Annotated in this window: 20 protein-coding genes; 8 read left to right on the top strand and 12 right to left on the bottom strand. The window is 42.5% G+C overall.

Features of this window, described 5'->3' with window-relative positions; genetic code table 11:
• Positions 1-2: 2 nt before the first annotated feature.
• Positions 3-1055: a DUF6128 domain-containing protein gene (locus tag FYJ75_RS01815; protein ID WP_154428246.1), complete on the bottom strand. Its 1053-nt coding sequence runs from the start codon at positions 1053-1055 to the stop codon at positions 3-5.
• Between the two features lie 157 nt (positions 1056-1212).
• Between FYJ75_RS01815 and FYJ75_RS01810 the strand changes: the two genes are divergently transcribed.
• A complete protein-coding gene (locus FYJ75_RS01810; RefSeq protein WP_154428244.1) occupies positions 1213-1599 on the top strand; it encodes a Fur family transcriptional regulator in 387 nt (128 codons plus the stop codon).
• 49 nt (positions 1600-1648) lie between these two features.
• Positions 1649-2191 carry an NADH peroxidase gene (locus FYJ75_RS01805; RefSeq protein WP_154428242.1) on the top strand — a complete coding sequence of 181 codons (543 nt, stop codon included), beginning with the start codon at positions 1649-1651 and terminating at the stop codon, positions 2189-2191.
• 380 nt (positions 2192-2571) lie between these two features.
• Here the strand turns inward: FYJ75_RS01805 and FYJ75_RS01800 are convergent, their stop codons facing one another.
• Together FYJ75_RS01800 and FYJ75_RS01795 are read right to left on the bottom strand one after the other, a co-directional pair.
• Positions 2572-3930: a flagellin N-terminal helical domain-containing protein gene (locus FYJ75_RS01800; RefSeq protein WP_154428240.1), complete on the bottom strand. Its 1359-nt coding sequence runs from the start codon at positions 3928-3930 to the stop codon at positions 2572-2574.
• Between the two features lie 124 nt (positions 3931-4054).
• Complete coding sequence (locus tag FYJ75_RS01795; protein ID WP_154428238.1) at positions 4055-4312, bottom strand: carbon storage regulator; 258 nt, start codon at positions 4310-4312, stop codon at positions 4055-4057.
• Positions 4313-4645: 333 nt separating this feature from the next.
• Here FYJ75_RS01795 and FYJ75_RS01790 point away from each other — a divergent pair, with 333 nt between their 5' ends.
• Entirely contained in the window at positions 4646-5077 is a 432-nt protein-coding gene (locus FYJ75_RS01790) for a helix-turn-helix transcriptional regulator (protein WP_154428236.1), read from the top strand.
• A gap of 222 nt (positions 5078-5299) precedes the next feature.
• On the opposite strand, the gene FYJ75_RS01785 is transcribed toward FYJ75_RS01790, so the two are convergent.
• From FYJ75_RS01785 to FYJ75_RS01770, 4 genes are read right to left on the bottom strand one after another with little or no spacing between them, the layout of a single operon-like run.
• A complete protein-coding gene (locus tag FYJ75_RS01785; RefSeq protein ID WP_154428234.1) occupies positions 5300-5602 on the bottom strand; it encodes a Dabb family protein in 303 nt (100 codons plus the stop codon).
• A gap of 23 nt (positions 5603-5625) precedes the next feature.
• Positions 5626-6111 carry an NADAR family protein gene (locus tag FYJ75_RS01780; RefSeq protein WP_154428232.1) on the bottom strand — a complete coding sequence of 162 codons (486 nt, stop codon included), beginning with the start codon at positions 6109-6111 and terminating at the stop codon, positions 5626-5628.
• On the bottom strand, positions 6108-6527 hold the full coding sequence (locus FYJ75_RS01775; RefSeq protein WP_154428230.1) for a hypothetical protein: 420 nt from the start codon (positions 6525-6527) through the stop codon (positions 6108-6110). Before FYJ75_RS01775 ends, FYJ75_RS01780 begins: the two co-directional genes overlap by 4 nt.
• Positions 6528-6532: 5 nt before the next feature.
• Positions 6533-7186, bottom strand: a complete 654-nt coding sequence (locus FYJ75_RS01770) for a DUF3990 domain-containing protein (RefSeq protein ID WP_154428228.1) — start codon at positions 7184-7186, stop codon at positions 6533-6535.
• Between the two features lie 237 nt (positions 7187-7423).
• Here FYJ75_RS01770 and FYJ75_RS01765 point away from each other — a divergent pair, with 237 nt between their 5' ends.
• The 4 genes from FYJ75_RS01765 (at position 7424) to FYJ75_RS01750 (ending at position 10136) form a co-directional block, all read left to right on the top strand.
• Positions 7424-7672 (top strand): hypothetical protein, encoded by a 249-nt coding sequence (locus tag FYJ75_RS01765; protein ID WP_154428226.1) that lies wholly within the window; start codon positions 7424-7426, stop codon positions 7670-7672.
• 235 nt (positions 7673-7907) lie between these two features.
• Positions 7908-8264: a PadR family transcriptional regulator gene (locus FYJ75_RS01760; RefSeq protein ID WP_154428224.1), complete on the top strand. Its 357-nt coding sequence runs from the start codon at positions 7908-7910 to the stop codon at positions 8262-8264.
• A complete protein-coding gene (locus tag FYJ75_RS01755) occupies positions 8251-9261 on the top strand; it encodes a permease prefix domain 1-containing protein (RefSeq protein WP_154428222.1) in 1011 nt (336 codons plus the stop codon). The genes FYJ75_RS01760 and FYJ75_RS01755 overlap by 14 nt, the downstream gene beginning before the upstream one ends.
• An 86-nt stretch (positions 9262-9347) precedes the next feature.
• Positions 9348-10136 carry a DUF4097 family beta strand repeat-containing protein gene (locus tag FYJ75_RS01750; RefSeq protein WP_154428220.1) on the top strand — a complete coding sequence of 263 codons (789 nt, stop codon included), beginning with the start codon at positions 9348-9350 and terminating at the stop codon, positions 10134-10136.
• Positions 10137-10176: 40 nt separating this feature from the next.
• On the opposite strand, the gene FYJ75_RS01745 is transcribed toward FYJ75_RS01750, so the two are convergent.
• The 3 genes from FYJ75_RS01745 to FYJ75_RS01735 are packed head-to-tail and all read right to left on the bottom strand — an operon-like array spanning position 10177 to position 14164.
• Positions 10177-10557 carry a DUF3783 domain-containing protein gene (locus FYJ75_RS01745; RefSeq protein WP_154428218.1) on the bottom strand — a complete coding sequence of 127 codons (381 nt, stop codon included), beginning with the start codon at positions 10555-10557 and terminating at the stop codon, positions 10177-10179.
• Positions 10558-10573: 16 nt separating this feature from the next.
• On the bottom strand, positions 10574-12361 hold the full coding sequence (locus FYJ75_RS01740; protein WP_154428216.1) for an ABC transporter ATP-binding protein: 1788 nt from the start codon (positions 12359-12361) through the stop codon (positions 10574-10576).
• Between the two features lie 12 nt (positions 12362-12373).
• Positions 12374-14164 (bottom strand): ABC transporter ATP-binding protein, encoded by a 1791-nt coding sequence (locus FYJ75_RS01735; protein ID WP_154428214.1) that lies wholly within the window; start codon positions 14162-14164, stop codon positions 12374-12376.
• A 115-nt stretch (positions 14165-14279) separates the two neighbouring features.
• Between FYJ75_RS01735 and FYJ75_RS01730 the strand changes: the two genes are divergently transcribed.
• Complete coding sequence (locus FYJ75_RS01730) at positions 14280-15161, top strand: AraC family transcriptional regulator (protein WP_154428212.1); 882 nt, start codon at positions 14280-14282, stop codon at positions 15159-15161.
• Here FYJ75_RS01730 and FYJ75_RS01725 read toward each other — a convergent pair.
• Positions 15148-17571 carry a HAMP domain-containing sensor histidine kinase gene (locus tag FYJ75_RS01725; RefSeq protein ID WP_154428210.1) on the bottom strand — a complete coding sequence of 808 codons (2424 nt, stop codon included), beginning with the start codon at positions 17569-17571 and terminating at the stop codon, positions 15148-15150. The two genes, FYJ75_RS01730 and FYJ75_RS01725, sit on opposite strands and share 14 nt — an antisense overlap.
• The gene (locus FYJ75_RS01720) at positions 17564-18262 is read right to left on the bottom strand and encodes a response regulator transcription factor (RefSeq protein ID WP_154428208.1); all 699 of its coding nucleotides are present in this window, start codon (positions 18260-18262) and stop codon (positions 17564-17566) included. The genes FYJ75_RS01725 and FYJ75_RS01720 overlap by 8 nt, the downstream gene beginning before the upstream one ends.
• Positions 18263-18366 lie beyond the last annotated feature (104 nt).

Genomic DNA, 18366 nt, shown 5'->3' with positions numbered 1-18366 from the left:
ATTCACTCCATTTCGACGGTATGTATCCAATAGCCGAATGGTTCTGCGCCATTCTGGCTGTTGAAAAATTCCGGAAATCCAAAAATCGTTGCCATCACTCGTTCCTGCTGCTGATAAAATCCCGGAACTCCAAGATACCACCTCTCTTTGTCCCCGTCCATCTCTCTTCCAAGAATCAGATAGTGATAATTGAAAAAACCATGTACAAGAAAACTGTTATTGCCCAGATACCAGTTGCGCTTTGGAAGGGACCGGATTGCCTTTATGTCCATTTTGATCCAGTCACCATTCCGTTCTTTGCGAAATTCAAGTTTTTCATTCTGCGCTTGCAGCTGTTTCCATGTCTTCGCCCAGCCCGTTTCCTGTGCAGCTGATGCTGTTGGCTGCTTCGCCGCTGATGCTGCTGACTGCTGTGTTGCTGATGCTGTTGACTGCTTCGTCTCCAATGACGCTGACCGCGGAACTGCTGACTTCGATGTTTCGACCTGCTTAATCTGAGTTTGCGCACCATCTGTTCTCAATTGCGCTGATTGTTGGGCAGACTGCTCCGACTGCTGAGCCACTGGCTCTGAATACGTCTCCTTCTTGATCTGCGCTGCTGACGCATCTGCTTTGGGCTGCAATTTTTCCTGTTTTTGCAGATTTTCCTCCGGTTCCAGCTGTGGCGGCTCCCAGATATGAATATCCTGAAGTGCGAACTGCAGATTCGGATCTTCTTTCCATTTTGAAGCTGCCATCTGATGATCTCCATACGTCACACATACGCCTGCGATCTGTCCAAACCGGTAAGGACTATCCCCGATCGGATTACATTTTATAATTGTTCCATAATCTCCCTGGCCTCTTAAAATCTCCATCTCTCCTACCTTCACTCCGTTTAATCCGGAATCTTCTATAATAAAATAGAGGATTCCCTGCTCTGTGACCTGTCCAAGCCCCCGCACGTGAATTTCCAGTCTGCACTGGTTTCCACGCATATCAACTTTTACAAATCCCGCATTTTTTCCTTTTACCGCTCCTGTATAGTCATATAGATAGGTAATAAACCGTTTCAATTTTGTCCCCGCTTGTTTTCCACTGTATTGTTACTATATATATGCAACACCTGAAAAAAAATATCAGTTTTTTATCATTTTCTATTGACATTTTTCCTCATAGGCTTTATATTAATATCAGTAACAATTATTGTTATTGTTTTAGAAAGGAGGCAAGATGATCAAGTATAGTAAGCAGAGGGAAGTTATTAAGACGAATCTCGCGAATCGATACGATCACCCAACCGCTGAGACTGTGTATCTGGATGTGAAAAACGAATTCCCCAATATCAGTTTAGGCACGGTTTATCGCAACCTTTCACTGCTCACCGAGCTCGGCGAGATCCAGAAGATCTCAACCTGTATGGGACCGGATCGGTTTGACGGTAATCCAGCTCAGCATTATCACTTTTTATGCAGGAAATGCGGATGTGTCATGGATATTGACCTTGAGAATCAGGATTACCTGGATAAAGCAGCTTCCGAAGTTTTCCCCGGAAGCATCGAGGGACATTCCGTACAGTTTTATGGCGTCTGTCCGGAATGCATGAAGAACCCTCAATAACCAAGCTAACCAATTTATTATTTTTTATTCATTTAAGGAGGATTTTATTATGGCTAAATTTGTATGTACTGTATGTGGTTACGTTTACGAAGGAGATGCAGCTCCAGAATTCTGTCCTGTATGTAAAGCACCAGCTGACAAATTCAAACTTCAGGAAGGTGACAGAACATGGGCAGCTGAGCACGTTGTTGGTGTTGCAAAAGGCGTAAGCGAAGATATTCTCGAAGATCTGAGAGCAAACTTCCAGGGTGAATGCTCAGAAGTAGGTATGTATCTTGCAATGGCAAGAGTTGCCCACCGCGAAGGTTATCCGGAAATCGGAATGTACTATGAGAAGGCAGCTTATGAAGAAGCTGAGCATGCTGCAAAATTTGCAGAATTACTCGGTGAAGTTGTTACCGATTCTACAAAGAAAAACCTGGAAATGCGTGTAGATGCAGAGCACGGCGCAACTGAAGGCAAAACGGATCTTGCAAAACGTGCAAAAGCAGCAAACCTTGATGCAATCCATGATACTGTTCATGAGATGGCCCGTGACGAGGCTAGACATGGAAAAGCTTTCGAAGGATTATTAAAGAGATACTTCGGCTAATCCATTTGAATCGCATATTTTAAATAGTCCCAAGGGCGTGTGAAAAACTTTCATTTTTTCACACGCCCTTTACATTCTATCTGTATTCTGCTTCTGTTTCTCCGTAATGCGCATATAAGATACCGATTACACCCATAACCACTCCCAAATCCCTCTATGTAAAACGCCAATTCTCCGTAAACCTGAAAAAATCCATGATTGCACCGACAATTTTTGCATATTTGGCGGTGTAATCGAGCAGAATGACCTGTCTACGGAGAATTGGCGCTTTTTGTAAGATATTTTCTTGTTATTTTAGGTGTAGAGGAGATTTTTCTCCACATTACGGAGAATCCCCCGGGAATTGCTCCGGGGGATTCGCTTCCTCATTTCTGGTATGATTACTGTAACAGAGAAAGTACTCCCTGTGTAGACTGGTTTGCCTGTGCAAGCATAGACTGACCAGCCTGTGCAAGAATGTTGTTCTTGCTGTAGTTTACCATCTCTTCTGCCATATCAGTATCACGGATACGAGATTCAGCAGAGGTTGTGTTCTCAACAACATTGTCTAAGTTGCTGATTGTGTGCTCCAGACGATTCTGAACAGCACCAAGTGCGGAACGCTGAGAGGAAACCTTCTTGATTGCGTCAGAAATTGTGTTTACAGCGGAATCTGCGTTAGCAGATGTTGTTCCCGTTACTTTAACGCCATCAACACCAATGCTTTTAGCACTCATACTCTCCATCTGAACATCAATTTTGTTTTTTGTGTCTGTCTCAGCTCCAACCTGAAAACTCAATGTTAACGCTTTTGCAGACTCTGTAAGTTTTACAGTACCATCTTTGGCAACTGCTGCATAAATGTCGGTAGTTTCACCTACTGCTGTACTTCCAGTATAATCTCCTGTTAAGGTCACATCTGCAACTGCTGCTGCCTCTCCTTCCTTGGTAAAATCAGTTAATGTCTTTGTCACATTAGCTGTTTCATCCTTTCCTAAAGTAACAGTTGTACCAAATCCATAATTAGCCAAATCAGCTTTTGCTACTCCTGTTTTTACGCTTCCATCCTGCATGGTAAGCGAATACTTTTCTGCACCATTTGTAGCATCTGTACATGTAACTGATTTCACATTTGCCGCTTTCGTTTCGTCACCTGCATTTGTTCCTATTGTCAGCTTTGTAGAATCAGTTTTTACTCCAACCTTTGCTGTATAATGATCTCCATCTGCAAATTTTGCTGTTTTTGTAGCATCTACAGCAACTGCAACTCCGGCCACTGTATCAACTGTTGTTGCCGCTGCACCACCAGCTTTTGTTGTCTCATTTCCATTTCCGTTTCCTTTATCGCCCTTTAACAGATAAGTCTCATTAAACTTTGTTGTTTCGGAAACACGATCAATTTCAGTTACAAGCTGATCAATTTCATCCTGCACATTCTGACGATCATCCTCAGACATTGTACCGTTTCCAGCTTTTACTGCAAGTTCATTCATACGCTGTAACATAGAATGCACTTCGGTTAAGGCACCTTCAGCTGTCTGTACGCAAGAAATACCATCCTGTGCATTATCAGATGCCTGTGACAGACCACGGATCTGTTTTCTCATTTTCTCGGAAATAGATAAACCTGCTGCATCATCTGCTGCACGGTTGATTCTGTATCCAGAAGAAAGCTTCTCCGTTGATTTTGACTGTGCGCTTGTTGTTACGCCTAACATTCTGTTCGCATTCATTGCCTGCATGTTGTGTTGTACTACCATAATATGATCCTCCTTGTCCCGCATTGCGGGTTATTATGAATGATCTCCGGAAATCCTTTTCCGGAGAGATGTCTATTTATAACAAACAGAGCTTCCCGGGTGTCTCCCTGTTTATTACCGAAAGTTAGTTTTTCCCTTTCTGACGTTCGTTCCACAAGATCCGCCGGATCTCATTCTGCGCCTGTCTGGAAATTTCAGGTTCTGGATAATAGGTATCTTTTTTACGCTCCGGATTCTGCTCCACCGTGCTTCTAGCAATTCTTATCTCTCTGGGTGCATCAATCAAAAGCCTTCCATGATTGCCGGATCCCCCTACATAGACAACACGAATGTCATCACCAATATTTACATATTGTCCTTCTTTTAATGAAATCTTTAACATTTTCCCTCCATGTTCGGTGTTGCATTTTATTTGCAATTCCATTTGCTACGTTTTGTATCCTTTATATCGTCATTATGCAACCATATATTAACATCTTATTTTTATTTTTGCTACAGTTTGTTGCTTTTTAACAATAAAAATCCATTTTCTGTAACATACGTATGTTAATTTTTTATGCAAAATTACACATATTACATTTATATGCGTAACAATCTGTTACTGTTTTTGCCTTATTTCAATTAACATTTTAACTTTTGTTGTTGCATTTGCTACGTATTGTAACATCCAATAGGACAATAAAAATATACTTAAATGAAAGGGGGTTATTTTTATATGAAGAGCAAATTGCTTCCACAGAAGCTGAAAGAATTGCGTAAAATCAACAATTACACGCAGGATTATGTTGCCGAAGTACTCGGTGTTGTGAGACAGACCTACAGTCATTATGAGACGGGGAAGCGGACTCCGGACGCTAAAGCACTCTATAAACTTGCCGGGCTTTATAATATTTCGATTGACGATCTGCTGCATCTGACAATTGACATTGACCGGGATGAGTCCTATGATGCACCTGCTCCAACGCAGACCAGCACCGATCTTGCAGAATTTCTTGAATTTTTTAATGAACCATCGAACAAGAAAAAATATATGTTCAACACCAATTTAGAGCGCGAACTGCTCTTTTATTTTGATAAGATTTCTGAGGAAGATAAGAAAGAAATTATTGAATTTACAAAGATCAAGGCAAAAAAGCCTTTTCATTAGAAGCACAATCGAAAGACCATAGTAAAATGCCAATTCTCCGTAAACAGGAAAAAATCCTTGATCACACCGACAATTTTTGCATATTTGGCGGTGTAATCGAGCAGAATGACCTGTCTACGGAGAATTGGCGTTATTTATGAGATGTTTTCTTGTTATTTTAGCGGTAGGGGAGATTTTTCACCACATTACGGAGAATCCCGCAATACCGAGCCCTGCAAACTTCTATAACGTTGTCGCAAGATCGCCACACAGACGGTCTGTCACGATATCCCTGCAGCGTTCACGATGTGCGACATGAAGTGGATGATCCCTGAATGCTTTGAGCGACTCTTCATCGCGAAGTTCAGCATAAAACACCAGATCATAACCTCCAGCAACGTTCGGTCCGATTTCTGCATGAAGCAATCCATCAATATTTCCGTTCATTGTCTCCACGGAATCTTGCAGGAAACGGAGCATTTCAGCTTCTTTTCCTTCGTCTTTTACTTTTTTCGTATAATTCCAGAATAAAATATGTCTTATCATAAGTGCCTCCTATTTTCACCAGATTATGCTCTTAATTTGATATTATTTCGTACCATCATTAGTGTATATCCAAGCAGATTCAGTCCTTTCCATTTCGTGAAATCCAGTCTTGCCGGATCCGTCATGGATAAACCGATTCCCCAGATTCTGTCTCTCACTGCACATTCTGCAAGTACGGCATCCTGCGTTTCCAGCAATTTTTTGCATAGATTATCATTTTGCGAAAATTTTGCCAGTAACCCTTCATATACAATAATCTGACGTATTCCACTCCAAATGCTGTCATTGTATCCAGTCACCTGGCGGCCACATTCTTTCATTACTGCGACATCATTTGTCGACAAAATCTGCTGCGCCATCTCCATGTCCTGAAAGCACACAGCCTTTTTATACATCATAAACTGCTCCATGGATGAAAATTTCATCCCATCAGCCATGAAATCAGAAAGATACCAATTACTTAAAAACCCATTTTCTTCTTCCGGATTATGAAAACAAATCACATTCATTCTGCTTCGCCAACCTTTTTTACAGCCAGATCAAGTTCCAGATCATGAAGCCCATAATATGCCTTTTTCAGAAAAGAAAGCGGAACCTTTTCCAAAACTTCACGGCTTGGAATATTATAAAACCACTGATAGTATGCATAAAATTCGCCTATCCAGTCTGGCATGAAGCCCTGTAATGCTTTGCCTGGTTTCAGCCTGTATTGTTCTGTGCGTACAAAATACTCCCATAACTCTTTTGCATCCATTGTATTCACATATGCCTGAGACTCATCGATACATTGCCTTGTTCTGCTGGACATATACTTGTTTATAAAATCTTCTGTATCTTTATCTGGATATGTCTGTGCTACAAAGTCAAATAACTGTCCCTGATTTTCCACAACATCGTCTAAATATGCGTCTGCATATGCTCTCATGAATATCACCTCTCAAAAAGTGTGCTAAATACATTTGTTACTTTATTTGCATCCGATTCAACAAGTTTTCTCATGTTGTTTCTTGCCTCAATATCTCGATGATTATACTTATCGTTGAATTCTTCATAATTAACAGGAATTAATGCCTCATTTATCTCATGCAGCCGCGTATAAGCCAGTTCTGACTTAATGCAATACTGAATTCCCAGCCCTCCCAATGAAAGCAACTGTTCAAGAATTTCTACATCGATATTATCCCGGACAAATTCCTTTGCAATGTAGAAATACGAAGCATCTGCTCTCCATCCTTTTATTACATCATATTCGCTGGTGTCTATTCCATATTTATCAATAAATTTAGCTGCCAGCATTCGATATCGTTTTGAATTTGCAGCATCCCGATGTTTCATAAGTTCCGCAAGCCATGACAAAATGGATTTTTCTTGAAAATCAAGTATCTTTAAACCATCATAATCCAGTTCATACTTATGCACCCATCCATTTGACTCATTTGGCTTACATACAGCCCACTCTTTCGCCAAATCCAGATTTTCTGTTAAATAAAATCCACGTCCATAATCATGCTTGTCATCCCCTCCTCCGAAAAATGGAGTGACAACTTTATCCGAAGTACCATGATATAAATATAGATTTTTCATTCACATTCCTCCATATGCCAAGGCTTCGTCCACTATGTCTGTCAACAATACAATTTATAAAAACTATTTTTATTGTATCATAATCACCTCTGCGTTTCCAACCAGCTCCAACATTTCAGATTGTATTTTCATTTATACATTTCCCAATTAAATTTACACCTCTATCTTCCGGTGATATAATTTGTCAATAAAAACATTTATGGATTGATCATCAGAATGATTTAAGGAGTGATACCTATGAAAAAATACGAAAAACCAGAAGCAATATCTTTATCCACCAGCGCAGAAGGAATCTTTATGGCAAGCGGTGACACGTTAAAAACATGCCGGTTTGGAAGGACCAAAGCAAGTGCTGGCTCTGACACATGTCAGGAATGTTCCAAAAGCGCCGGATTACGTTCGACACCACTTCCGGGTGAAGAATCCGCCCGCAAATCCGACTTTAAAAAATGCGTAGATCATCTTCCAAGTAAAGACGAAGAATAATATGAAAATCATTGAAATCACATACAATAATAATGAATCATACGCCCCTTTTCCCTGGTCTGTCCAAGTGAAAGGGGCTTTTTGTTACCTTTCCAAAACCTTAAGATTTTGCAAAATTCCGTATTTCTGTTGACATTCATTTTCCTGCGTGTTACTTTTACTACGACAGACATAGTACGGCACACGTAGTACGATACGCGTAGTACGATGGATGAAGTATGATGGAGGTGAAGCAATGATCAACATCAGCAGTGATGTCATCCGCGGATACAACGACACGATCATCTTAAGTCTGCTCTGCGAAAAACCGTCCTACGGTTACGAGATTTCCAAACAGATCCGACAGATATCCGAGGAAAAATATGTAATAAAAGAAACAACACTCTACTCCGCATTTACCAGAATGGAGAAGAACGGATACATCGAGTCCTTTTCCGACAGCGACCAGTCCAACGGGAAACGGCGGACCTATTACCGCATTACCGATGCCGGCCGCTCCTACTATAAACTCAAATGTGATGAGTGGAATCTGACACAGGAAGTTATTGAAAAGTTTATTAAAAAGGGGGAAACACTCTATGGAAACAATTAGAAATTATCTGGAATCCATGTTTTCCAGATTACCGAACACTCCGGAAGTGCAGAAAGCCAAATATGAGCTGGCACAGATGATGGAAGATAAGTACACAGAATTAAAAAAAGAAGGAAAATCCGATAATGAAGCCATCGGTATTGTAATCTCTGAATTTGGCAATCTGGATGAACTTGCAGAAAGTCTTGGAATCCGGAGTTATATGAATCCGGGCAATCCGACTCCGACCGCCAAAGTATTTCCAATGAACGAAGCTTCGGAGTATCTGAAGAAAAATGCACAGCGTGCATATCAGATGGCACTTGCCGTACTTTTATGCATTATTTCTCCGGTTGGCACGATTTTTACCAGTGCTCTGGAAGATAACACCGCATTCCACTCGGAATTTGCCGATGCTCTCAGTATTCTTTTCCTGTTCGTATGTATTGCAGCTGCAGTCGGACTTTTTATCGCAGCTTCGTTTACACTTGGCAAATGGGAATATCTGAAAACAGAACCTTATTGTACGGATTTTGCAACTTCCAAATACATCCATGAGCAGAAAGAAAGCTATCGCACCACACATTCACTTTTACTCACCGTCGGAATCATGCTCTGCATCTTAAGCGCAGTACCTTCTGCCGTGATCGACTGTTTGAATTTTTCCAGTGATTTTCTGGAAGATCTTTCCGGTGCATTTGTCGTCATTTTTGTTGCGATCGGTGTATTTATGATTGTCCTCACCTGCACCAAAAACGGAGGATTTGACCATCTTCTCAAGCTGAACCAGCACGGAACCGTCGGCGCTAATTTTGTTCCGTCACAGCAGGAAACCACACATTACGAAAATAAAACGATTGCAGCAATTATGAGCGTTTTCTGGCCTACAGTCACATGCCTATACCTGATCTGGAGTTTTCTCAGCTTTGACTGGTATATTACCTGGATCATCTGGCCAATTGCCGGAATTATCAATGCTCTTGTAAAAAACATTCTTGGCAATCATCACGAATCCTGATTTTATCCGGATTCTCTGTACCTGTAACACTATGTGCATTGCACATGATTGATCCACTGGCAATATCATTTTAGAAGGGAAATGCTATGAAAAAAAATATTTATCTGACAGTTATTACAATTATAACCATTATCTGCATCATCGCTGGCACCTGCTATCATGTCATCGGATGGGGTGTACACTTTTTCTCGGAACAGCCGTTTATCTCCCATATACTCGGAGATAATGACACCGAGTCAGAAAGCCTGAATCAGACCACAGAAACGCTGGATTCTTTTGACAATATGAAACTCGACATCAGCGTATCCGATCTTACCATTACCACCGGAGATTCTTATTCGATCAGCTATGACACCAACCGTGCGGTCCTGATTCCGAAATATGAAGTAAGTCATGGAACACTTACCGTAACACAAAAGAGCAAACACAACAACTTCTGGGGAAGCACCCATTGCGCAATCACAATTACTGTTCCTGAAAGCGCTGTTTTAAGCAATCTCACCGCAGACGGAAGTGTCGGAGATGTTTTGTTTCAGAATATTCAGGCACAAAAAAGTACGCTTGATTTCTCAGTCGGTGATCTCGACCTGGAAAACAGCGCACTTGGCGATTGCAGCATTGACACCTCAACCGGAGATATCGATGTCAGAGACTGCACATTTGATAATATGGAAATTGATACCAGCGTTGGCGATGTAAGTGTATCTGTCTCACAGGATCTTGCTTCCTATGACATGACACTTGATACCGGTGTCGGTGAAGTTACCGTAAACGGCGACTCTCATAAGGATCACTATGAATCCAAAGGAGATTCCTCCAATACATTTACGGTTGACAACGGCACAGGTGACATCTCCGTAAACTACGGCAAATAAGCCTCTGACCTCTTTGTAAAAACGATCGTAAACAACCCGCCTACCTTTTTGTAAAAAACATATGCTCCTGCAGAAGCTCGCGGAAAAGCTGATCTGCAGTCCAGAATACATTATCAGGAGTCAGGATTGCCTTGCATCCGATCGGGGCAAGATGAGACTCCCGATATGTTTTTAAGAAAACATCCACCTGATCGGAATCCATTCCGGAGAATACCAGCATTTCAGCAGGAAGCTCAGTTCCCTGATAAATGGCATTCTCCTTTTTGAATCCTGCGATTCCGGCAAGGTATCCAAGCTTTTTCGCATAATCCTTTTTATCCACAGTCTGTACTTCGATTCCAAGTGTTTTGCACATTTCCCGGATCTTCTGTTCCTTTTCTGTTGATACATGAAATAAAAGAATTGTCTGCTTTGCTGCCATACCTTACCTCCAAATTTCAGCCCGCTGTCTGGATGTCATCCAACTGAGCCGTATATAATCTGTAATAATAACCTTTCTTTGCCATGAGTTCTTCATGCGTTCCTGTTTCCATGATTCCGCCCGCATCAATATACATGATCTTATCGCAGTTTCGGATCGTAGAAAGCCGGTGTGCAATAATAAAGGATGTCCTTCCTTCAAGCATTGCATTCAGACCTGTCTGCAGTGCTTTTTCTGTCTGAACATCAATGCTGGATGTTGCCTCATCCAGGATCAGAACAGCCGGGTCAGAAAGAAGCGTTCTCGCAAACGAGATCAGCTGTTTTTGTCCCTGGCTTAACATGGAACCTCGCTCGCGCACCTCGGTATCGTATCCGTCTTTCATCTTTGTAATAAATTCATCCGCACAGACGATCTTACTTGCTTTTACGATCTCTTCCCTTGTTGCATCCAGTTTTCCATAACGGATATTATCCTCGATCGTTCCGGAAAAAATAAAGCTGTCCTGCATCATGATTCCCATCTGGGAACGAAGGGAATGGATCGTAACCCTGGAGATATCCTGATCGTCGATCAGCACGCGTCCTCCATTTACATTGTAAAATCTGGAGATCAGGTTTACAATCGTGCTTTTTCCGGCTCCGGTCGGGCCGACAAGCGCTACGCTTTCACCCGGATTTACCGTGAAGGAAACGTCTTTTAAAATGGTCTTGGTATCATCATACGCAAATTGTACATGATCAAAGGTCACTTTTCCGCGAATCTTTGGCATTGGAACCGCATCTTCGGCATCCTTTACAGTTACCGGCTCATCGATCGTCTCAAAGATTCGCTCCAGATAAGCAATATTGTTGATAAAGTTGTTAAAAATATTGCCCAGGTTCATGATCGGCTGCCAGAAGTAGGAAGCATAGCTTGAGATAGCCACAATCGTACCAAGGGATTTATTGCCCTGTCCAAAGATCACAAGTCCAAACAGGAAGATTGCCGCCCGGACACAGACCGAAATGGAATCAATTCCAGGCCAGACAAGGTTTGAGTAACGTACCGCTGTATTCCATGTGCGTCTGCAGTCTTTGGAAAGCTCATCGAATATCTCTGCATTTTCGTCTTCTCTTGCAAAAATCTGTGTGATCCTTGCCCCTACAATATTCTCCTGAAGATATGCATTGAGGTTGGAGTTCTTATTGGATACCGCCTGCCATGCTTTTCTCTGCTTATTCTTGATCCAGAACATGAAAACTGCCAGAACCGGAACTCCGCACAATACGACGAGCGCCATCTGAACATCTACCATGAACATGAAAATCACGATAAATAACAGGTTGAAGCATTCCAGAACAATATTGATCAGTCCGTTGGAAAGCATATCCGAAACCGAATTCACATAATTGACAACACGGATCAGAATTTTGCCGTGTGGTCTGTCATCATAATACTGGAATGGAAGTTCCTGCAAATGCTCAAACAGGTCTTTTCGTATATCGTAAATAATATTCTGACTGACGTCAACCATGATCCGGCTCCGGATCGTGGTGAACACGACGCTGACCACATAAATGCCGATCAGCACGCCGACAAGCGTAAATAATAACTGCATATTTTTATCCGGAATCGCAATATCAAGTGCCCTCTGGATGATCATTGGTGCGATATATCCAAACGCACCACCGATTCCACTCAGAACAATCGCAAGTATCATGCGCTTCATGTATTTTTTGATATAGGAAGAAGCCCGGAGCAGATGTTTGATGTCAAACGGTTCTTCTAACGCTTCATCCTGTTTATACGTATTCTTTGCCATATTCCCACCCCCTTACAACTCTTCTGCGCCGGTCTGCAATTTGACCAGTTCATAATAATATCCTTTTTTGGCGAGCAGTTCTTCATGTGTACCGGCTTCACGGATATATCCATCCTGAAGCACGAGTATCTTATCTGCAGCCTTTGTCGTTGAGATCCTCTGTGCGATAATGATCTTTGTGCACGGGAAATCAAGCTCCCGTAACGACTGCTGGATCTGTTTTTCGGTCTCCATATCAACTGCCGATGTCGTATCATCGAGGATCAGAATGGAAGGTTTTACCGCCAGCGCACGCGCGAGTGAAATTCGCTGTTTCTGTCCTCCGGAAAGTCCGACGCCGCGTTCACCGACGATCGTATCGTATCCCTCCGGCATCTTACTGATAAAATCAGAAGCTGCGGAATATTTTGCAAATTTCATGACCTCGTCCAGATTGATCGTGCTGTCTCCGTAGGCAATGTTACCCTCGATCGTATCCGAATAAAGAAGTACATCCTGTGTCGCAAGACCGATATTTTTACGCAGATCGGCAAGCTTCAGCTTCCCGATTGGGATTCCGTCGATGCGTATCTGACCTTTGGTCGGCTCATAAAATCTCGGAATCAGGTGGATCAGTGAAGTCTTGCCGCACCCGGTCTCGCCCATGATCGCAACGATCTCATTCGGTTCCACGGTAAAATTAATATCATGAAGTACTGGAAGATCTCCATCTTCATACTGAAAAGAAACATCCTCAAACTCGATCTTCCCTTCAAAACGCTCTGGATGAGCGACTGCATCTTTCGCATCTTTGATCTTTGGCTCGGAATAATAGATCTCCATGACTTTCTGGGATGCAGCTGAAAATCTCTGAAATTCATTCATAATATTGCCCATCTGACGCATCGGGTTCGCAATTGCCCAGATCAGGCCGGAAAATGCAACATATTCACCCATTGTCAGCTGTCCCCTGATCAGAAAAACGCCGCCGACTGCCAGCATAACAACCGGCATCAGATTCGCGATACTTTCCACGTATGGATAAAATTTCAGCCATACCATTCCCGTTGCTTTATTGGTCTCTGCATAATCCTTATTGGCTTTATCAAACTTCTGAATCTCATAATCTTCTCTTGCAAATGCCTTTACCACACGGTTTCCGGAAATATTCTCCTGCGCATAGGTATTCATCTGTGCCAGCTTTTCACGGAGCAGCGCATGCATCGGTGCAACCTTATTCTTAAACAGGTAAATAATCCAGAAAACAAATGGCGAGATCACAAGCAGACACAATGCCATCTTCCAGTTAATGTACAAAAAGAAGATCGCAGCCGCGCCAAACAGGGAAAAGGATTCGATCACCATTCGGATGACCCATGCCACCATATGCCGCACTGCATCAAGATCCCCCGTCACCCGCGTCATCAGATCACCTGTGCGGTACGTGCTGTAAAAGGTCATATCCTGACGCTCAATCTTATTATACAGATAATTTCGAACGCGATAGAGAACGGTCTGTGATACATGTTCATAGATCATACAATCGAGATATACGATAATGGTCCGAAGAAATGTGAATCCCACCATCGCGATCAGCAATTTATAGAACAAATCGCTATTCGTTCTCATATTCTCCCGGGCGTTTTCCCCCGTCAGGAAAATATCCACGATCTTTCCTGAATAATATGGAACGGTCAGCTGCAGTACATTGTATACAATCGTGCCAAGCATTCCAACAATGTAGATGCCCCTCGTTCCCTGCATATTTTCCCATAGCCATGCAAGCTTTGTCTTAGGGAATTGCTGCGTTTTTGTCTGTTTCATTCTGTTTATCCCCCTCTGTCTCAAACATTTTCGATATTGTATCAATTCTATAACGGGTATGATATAATTCGATTATACAAAAATTGAACGTTTCTATTCTAATCAGGGGGTTTTTATGGAAAAATTATTTGAATACAGCGATATGCTCCGCTCACCGATCGAAGCATTTTTCTGTGGCACCGGCTATTATGAACAGCCTATTGAATCACACTGGCATTATTTCCTGGAAATCATCTACATGCAGGAGGGATCTGCGACGGTAAGCTGCAATGATGGGACCTATGAACTTCCCACCGGCTCCTTTATTCTGTTTCCACCCCAGTCCATCCACTCCATCTATGCGGATACCACAGAACCTTACCGTTATATCTGCTGCAAATTCAACTTAAACAAGATCCAGTTGAATGGAAGTTACCTTCCAAACCTGAATTTTGCTTTTCATAAAATTGCAAATATGGAGCTTCCTCCGGTTCTTTTTCATGGAAATGATATTCCCGAGCTTGATTTTGATTCATTTTTTATGGAAATTCTAAAAGAAGTGCAGGAAAAAAGATATGGATACAACGCATATGTCTATTCGATGTTCTCCATGCTGATTGTAAAAATCCTCCGTATCTGGCATAACGAAGGAATTCAGTTTGGTCCTGAGAAGATTTCAGAGTCTGAGGAACTGACGATTCAGGACGTACTTGTCTATATTGATGAACATTCGCAGGAAAATATCAATGTCGAGGAGTTAGCCCATACCTATCATATGAGCTACTCCTACTTTGCCCGGCTCTTCCATAAACACTATGGTCAGAGCTGTAAACAATACATTGAATTTGTGCGGCTGAACAAGGTGGAAAACCTGCTTTTATTTACGGATTATGATCTGAGCTTTATCGCAACAGAAACAGGTTTTGCGGATTGCAGCCATCTGATCCGCTCTTTTAAAAAACGTTACGACACCACACCGAAGCAGTTCCGTCTGAAGCACCAGACTACTCATCCATAAGCTGTGCAAAGGTCAGAATGACTTTAAACAGATCGCCGTCGACCTCGAGACGCATGGTTCCGTTCATGAGCGTTGTCAGACTTTGCGCGATGGAAAGTCCAAGACCGTTTCCTTCGGTATTTCTTGAGCTGTCGCCTCTTACAAAACGCTCCATCAGCTCTTCGCTTGTAATGTTGAGCTGATATCTGGAAATATTGCGGAATGTGATGACAACATCCTGTTTTACCTGCTCGAGATTAATGTATACGCGGGTTCCAGGCTGCGCATATTTGCAGATATTGCTCATCAGATTGTCAAATACTCTCCAGAGATGGCGTCCGTCTGCCAGGATATACACCGGCTTTTCCGGTCCGGAAACGATCAGGTCCAGATGATTCGCCTGCGTACGTTCCTCAAACTCGCCAACGACCTGCGTCAGCATGACACTCGCATCGAATTTCTCCAGATGCACCGGAAGGTTTCCTGTGGATGCCTTGGATGCCTCCATCAGATCCTCGATCAGCTTCTTTAATCTCGCAGACTGGCGGTCGAGTACATCGATATATTCATCAAGCTTCGGATCATCAAACTGCTCTTTTTTGATCAGATCCGCATAATTGATGATCGAAGTCAGCGGAGTTTTGATGTCATGGGAGACGTTTGTAATCAGTTCCGTTTTAAAATGCTCGCTCTTCATCCTTGCATCGACTGCAAGAGAGATTCCATTTCCGACTTCATTGATATTTTCTGCATGTTTTTTGAATTCCCAGAACATGTTATCCGTATCAATCGGCTGGCTGTAATCACCCTGGGCGATACGTTTTCCACCTTCCTTCAGGCGGTTCATCTGAAGTGCTGCCCAGAGAGTAACCACCGCAGATACGATCATAAACAGCGTAAACAAAACGATCTCTACACCCGGAGCATAGCCGGTCACAACAATGAAAAAGATTCCCACCAGATATATGCCAAGCAGAATCAGTTCCATTTTCCATACAAGTGACACATTTTCCTTCGCTGCCTGTCGGATCTTTTTTACGGAAACGCCAAGCCAGTGTAAAAGCTTTCGCACCGGCAGAAAGATGTAATGAATCAGTGTATAACGCCAGAAACAATGGTTTTTCAGACGGACTGCCGTGCTTAAATAAAAGGCAAGAAACAGTGCCATCCAGAGAACAGCAATCTCAAATTCCAGAATAACAAACAGTGTCTGATCCATACGGCCAAGCGCGGTCATGAATAACGCAATATTTCCTGTTATGCCGCCTCCGATTCCAAGTGCCACAAGAACGGTGTAGATCTCATACGGGAAACGGTCAATCCCACGCAGATGGATGTCTTCATCCGTACTGCGGTGTCCGGCTCCAAAACTCAGAAAGACAAGCGATGCCACAAAGAGAAGCAACGATACAATCTGGAAAACGACCATATGATTCCAGAACCAGTTTAATCTATTGATCACATCAGACGCCTGTGTATAATAATCGGTAAGTCCATTATTCATGGTAAGTCCTGCCTGTGGCACATCTTTTACCTTCATGTATACATAATACATCGGCTGTACTGTCGGTTGTTCCTCATATTCTAACACATCTCCATCCAGTACATATTTATCCGCACTGAGCTCCCAGATCTCACCCTGAATATCTGAGGATTTTGCAAAAAGAAGTTCGTGATTCGTCGAAGTACTCTGATGTCCTGGCTCAACATATTCGCTGTCTTCCATGCTGACCCCGATCCATGTATCATATGCAGACGCATCCAGTTTTTCATCATTATAAGTGGAATAATAAGCCTGTTTGTTGTCATCCCACACATATTCAACATAACTCTCCTGCGTATCCACCTGAATGCTGTGCAGCAGCACGTAGGTATCTCCGCATTTTGCATACATTTTTCCAGCTTCATAGTCAAATACATAGCCATCCAGAATCATGGAAACATAGGACGTATCTGTCTCATAAGTATCCGCATGATAGAACATCGCTTCACACAATGACCGCGTTGAATAATAATACTGCACATTGTGTGCTTCTGTTGATGGTCCACTGAATACATAATCATAATTGTCCGGGTTTACATCATAGTTGTTATTGCTGTAAACCTGTTCTCCTTTTGATGCATCCGTATCGCCGGCCGGAACTTTTACGACCGAATACAGCAGATTGCCTCCGTCCAGTGCATCATAATTATCATTCGAAAGACTCTCCAGCATATATGCCGCATAATTGCCCGACAGATTAGCATATACCATATCTGTCATTTCTTCTCTTGACCCGGATGTAAAACTGTCTGCTCCGGATGTGGATCTGTCTATGGCCGCATAATATGTTACGATTCCAGCCAGGCTCGCAATCATTACAATCCCGCTCAGAATGCAGACGATAACAGCAATGAATTTTGCCCATGGTTTATGGGTCAGTTTAATCATGGTTTTCTCCCTCCATCTTATAACCACGGCCCCAGACAACCTTTAAGTATCTCGGTTCCGCAGGGTTATACTCTACTTTTTCGCGAAGATGACGGATATGTACAGCAACCGTGTTTTCTGTGCCATAAGGGTTATCCTTCCAGACTTTTTCATAGATTTCATTCGGAGAGTATACCTGCCCCGGATGTTCCATTAAGAGCTTTAAAATATCATACTCGGTTCTTGTAAGGTTGACCTTTTCTCCATCCAGCGTGACTTCCTTGGATTTGTCATCCAGTTCGATTCCGCCGATCACAAGCTTACTTCCCGTGTCATTCCCGCTTCCAAGCTGCATGTAGCGTCTGAGCTGTGATTTCACTCTCGCCTGCATCTCTACCGGGTTAAACGGTTTGGTAATGTAATCATCCGCTCCAACCATAAGTCCGAGCACTTTGTCGGTATCTTCACTCTTTGCAGTCAGAAGAATCACCGGAACATTCGATAATTCCCGAATCTTTACCATGGTCTGGATTCCATCCATCTCAGGCATCATGATATCCATGAGCACCAGATGGATATTTTCCGTACGGATATATTCCAGGGCTTCCTTTCCGTTATATGCTTTAAAAACACGGTATCCGTCACTTGTCAGGTAAATGTCAAGCGCAGACACGATATCCCTTTCATCATCGCAAACTAAAATATTATACATAACTTTCCTCCGGAGGTTTTACAGGCTTTTTTGCAGTAAAAAACCGCTGCCTGTATTTTTATGAATTCATCATAAATACATTGTAGCGGTTTTTTTATGAATTT

It is taken from the genome of Roseburia porci, from assembly GCF_009695765.1.
Classification (GTDB): domain Bacteria; phylum Bacillota; class Clostridia; order Lachnospirales; family Lachnospiraceae; genus Roseburia; species Roseburia porci.
This window is presented reverse-complemented; position numbering and strand designations above follow the sequence as displayed.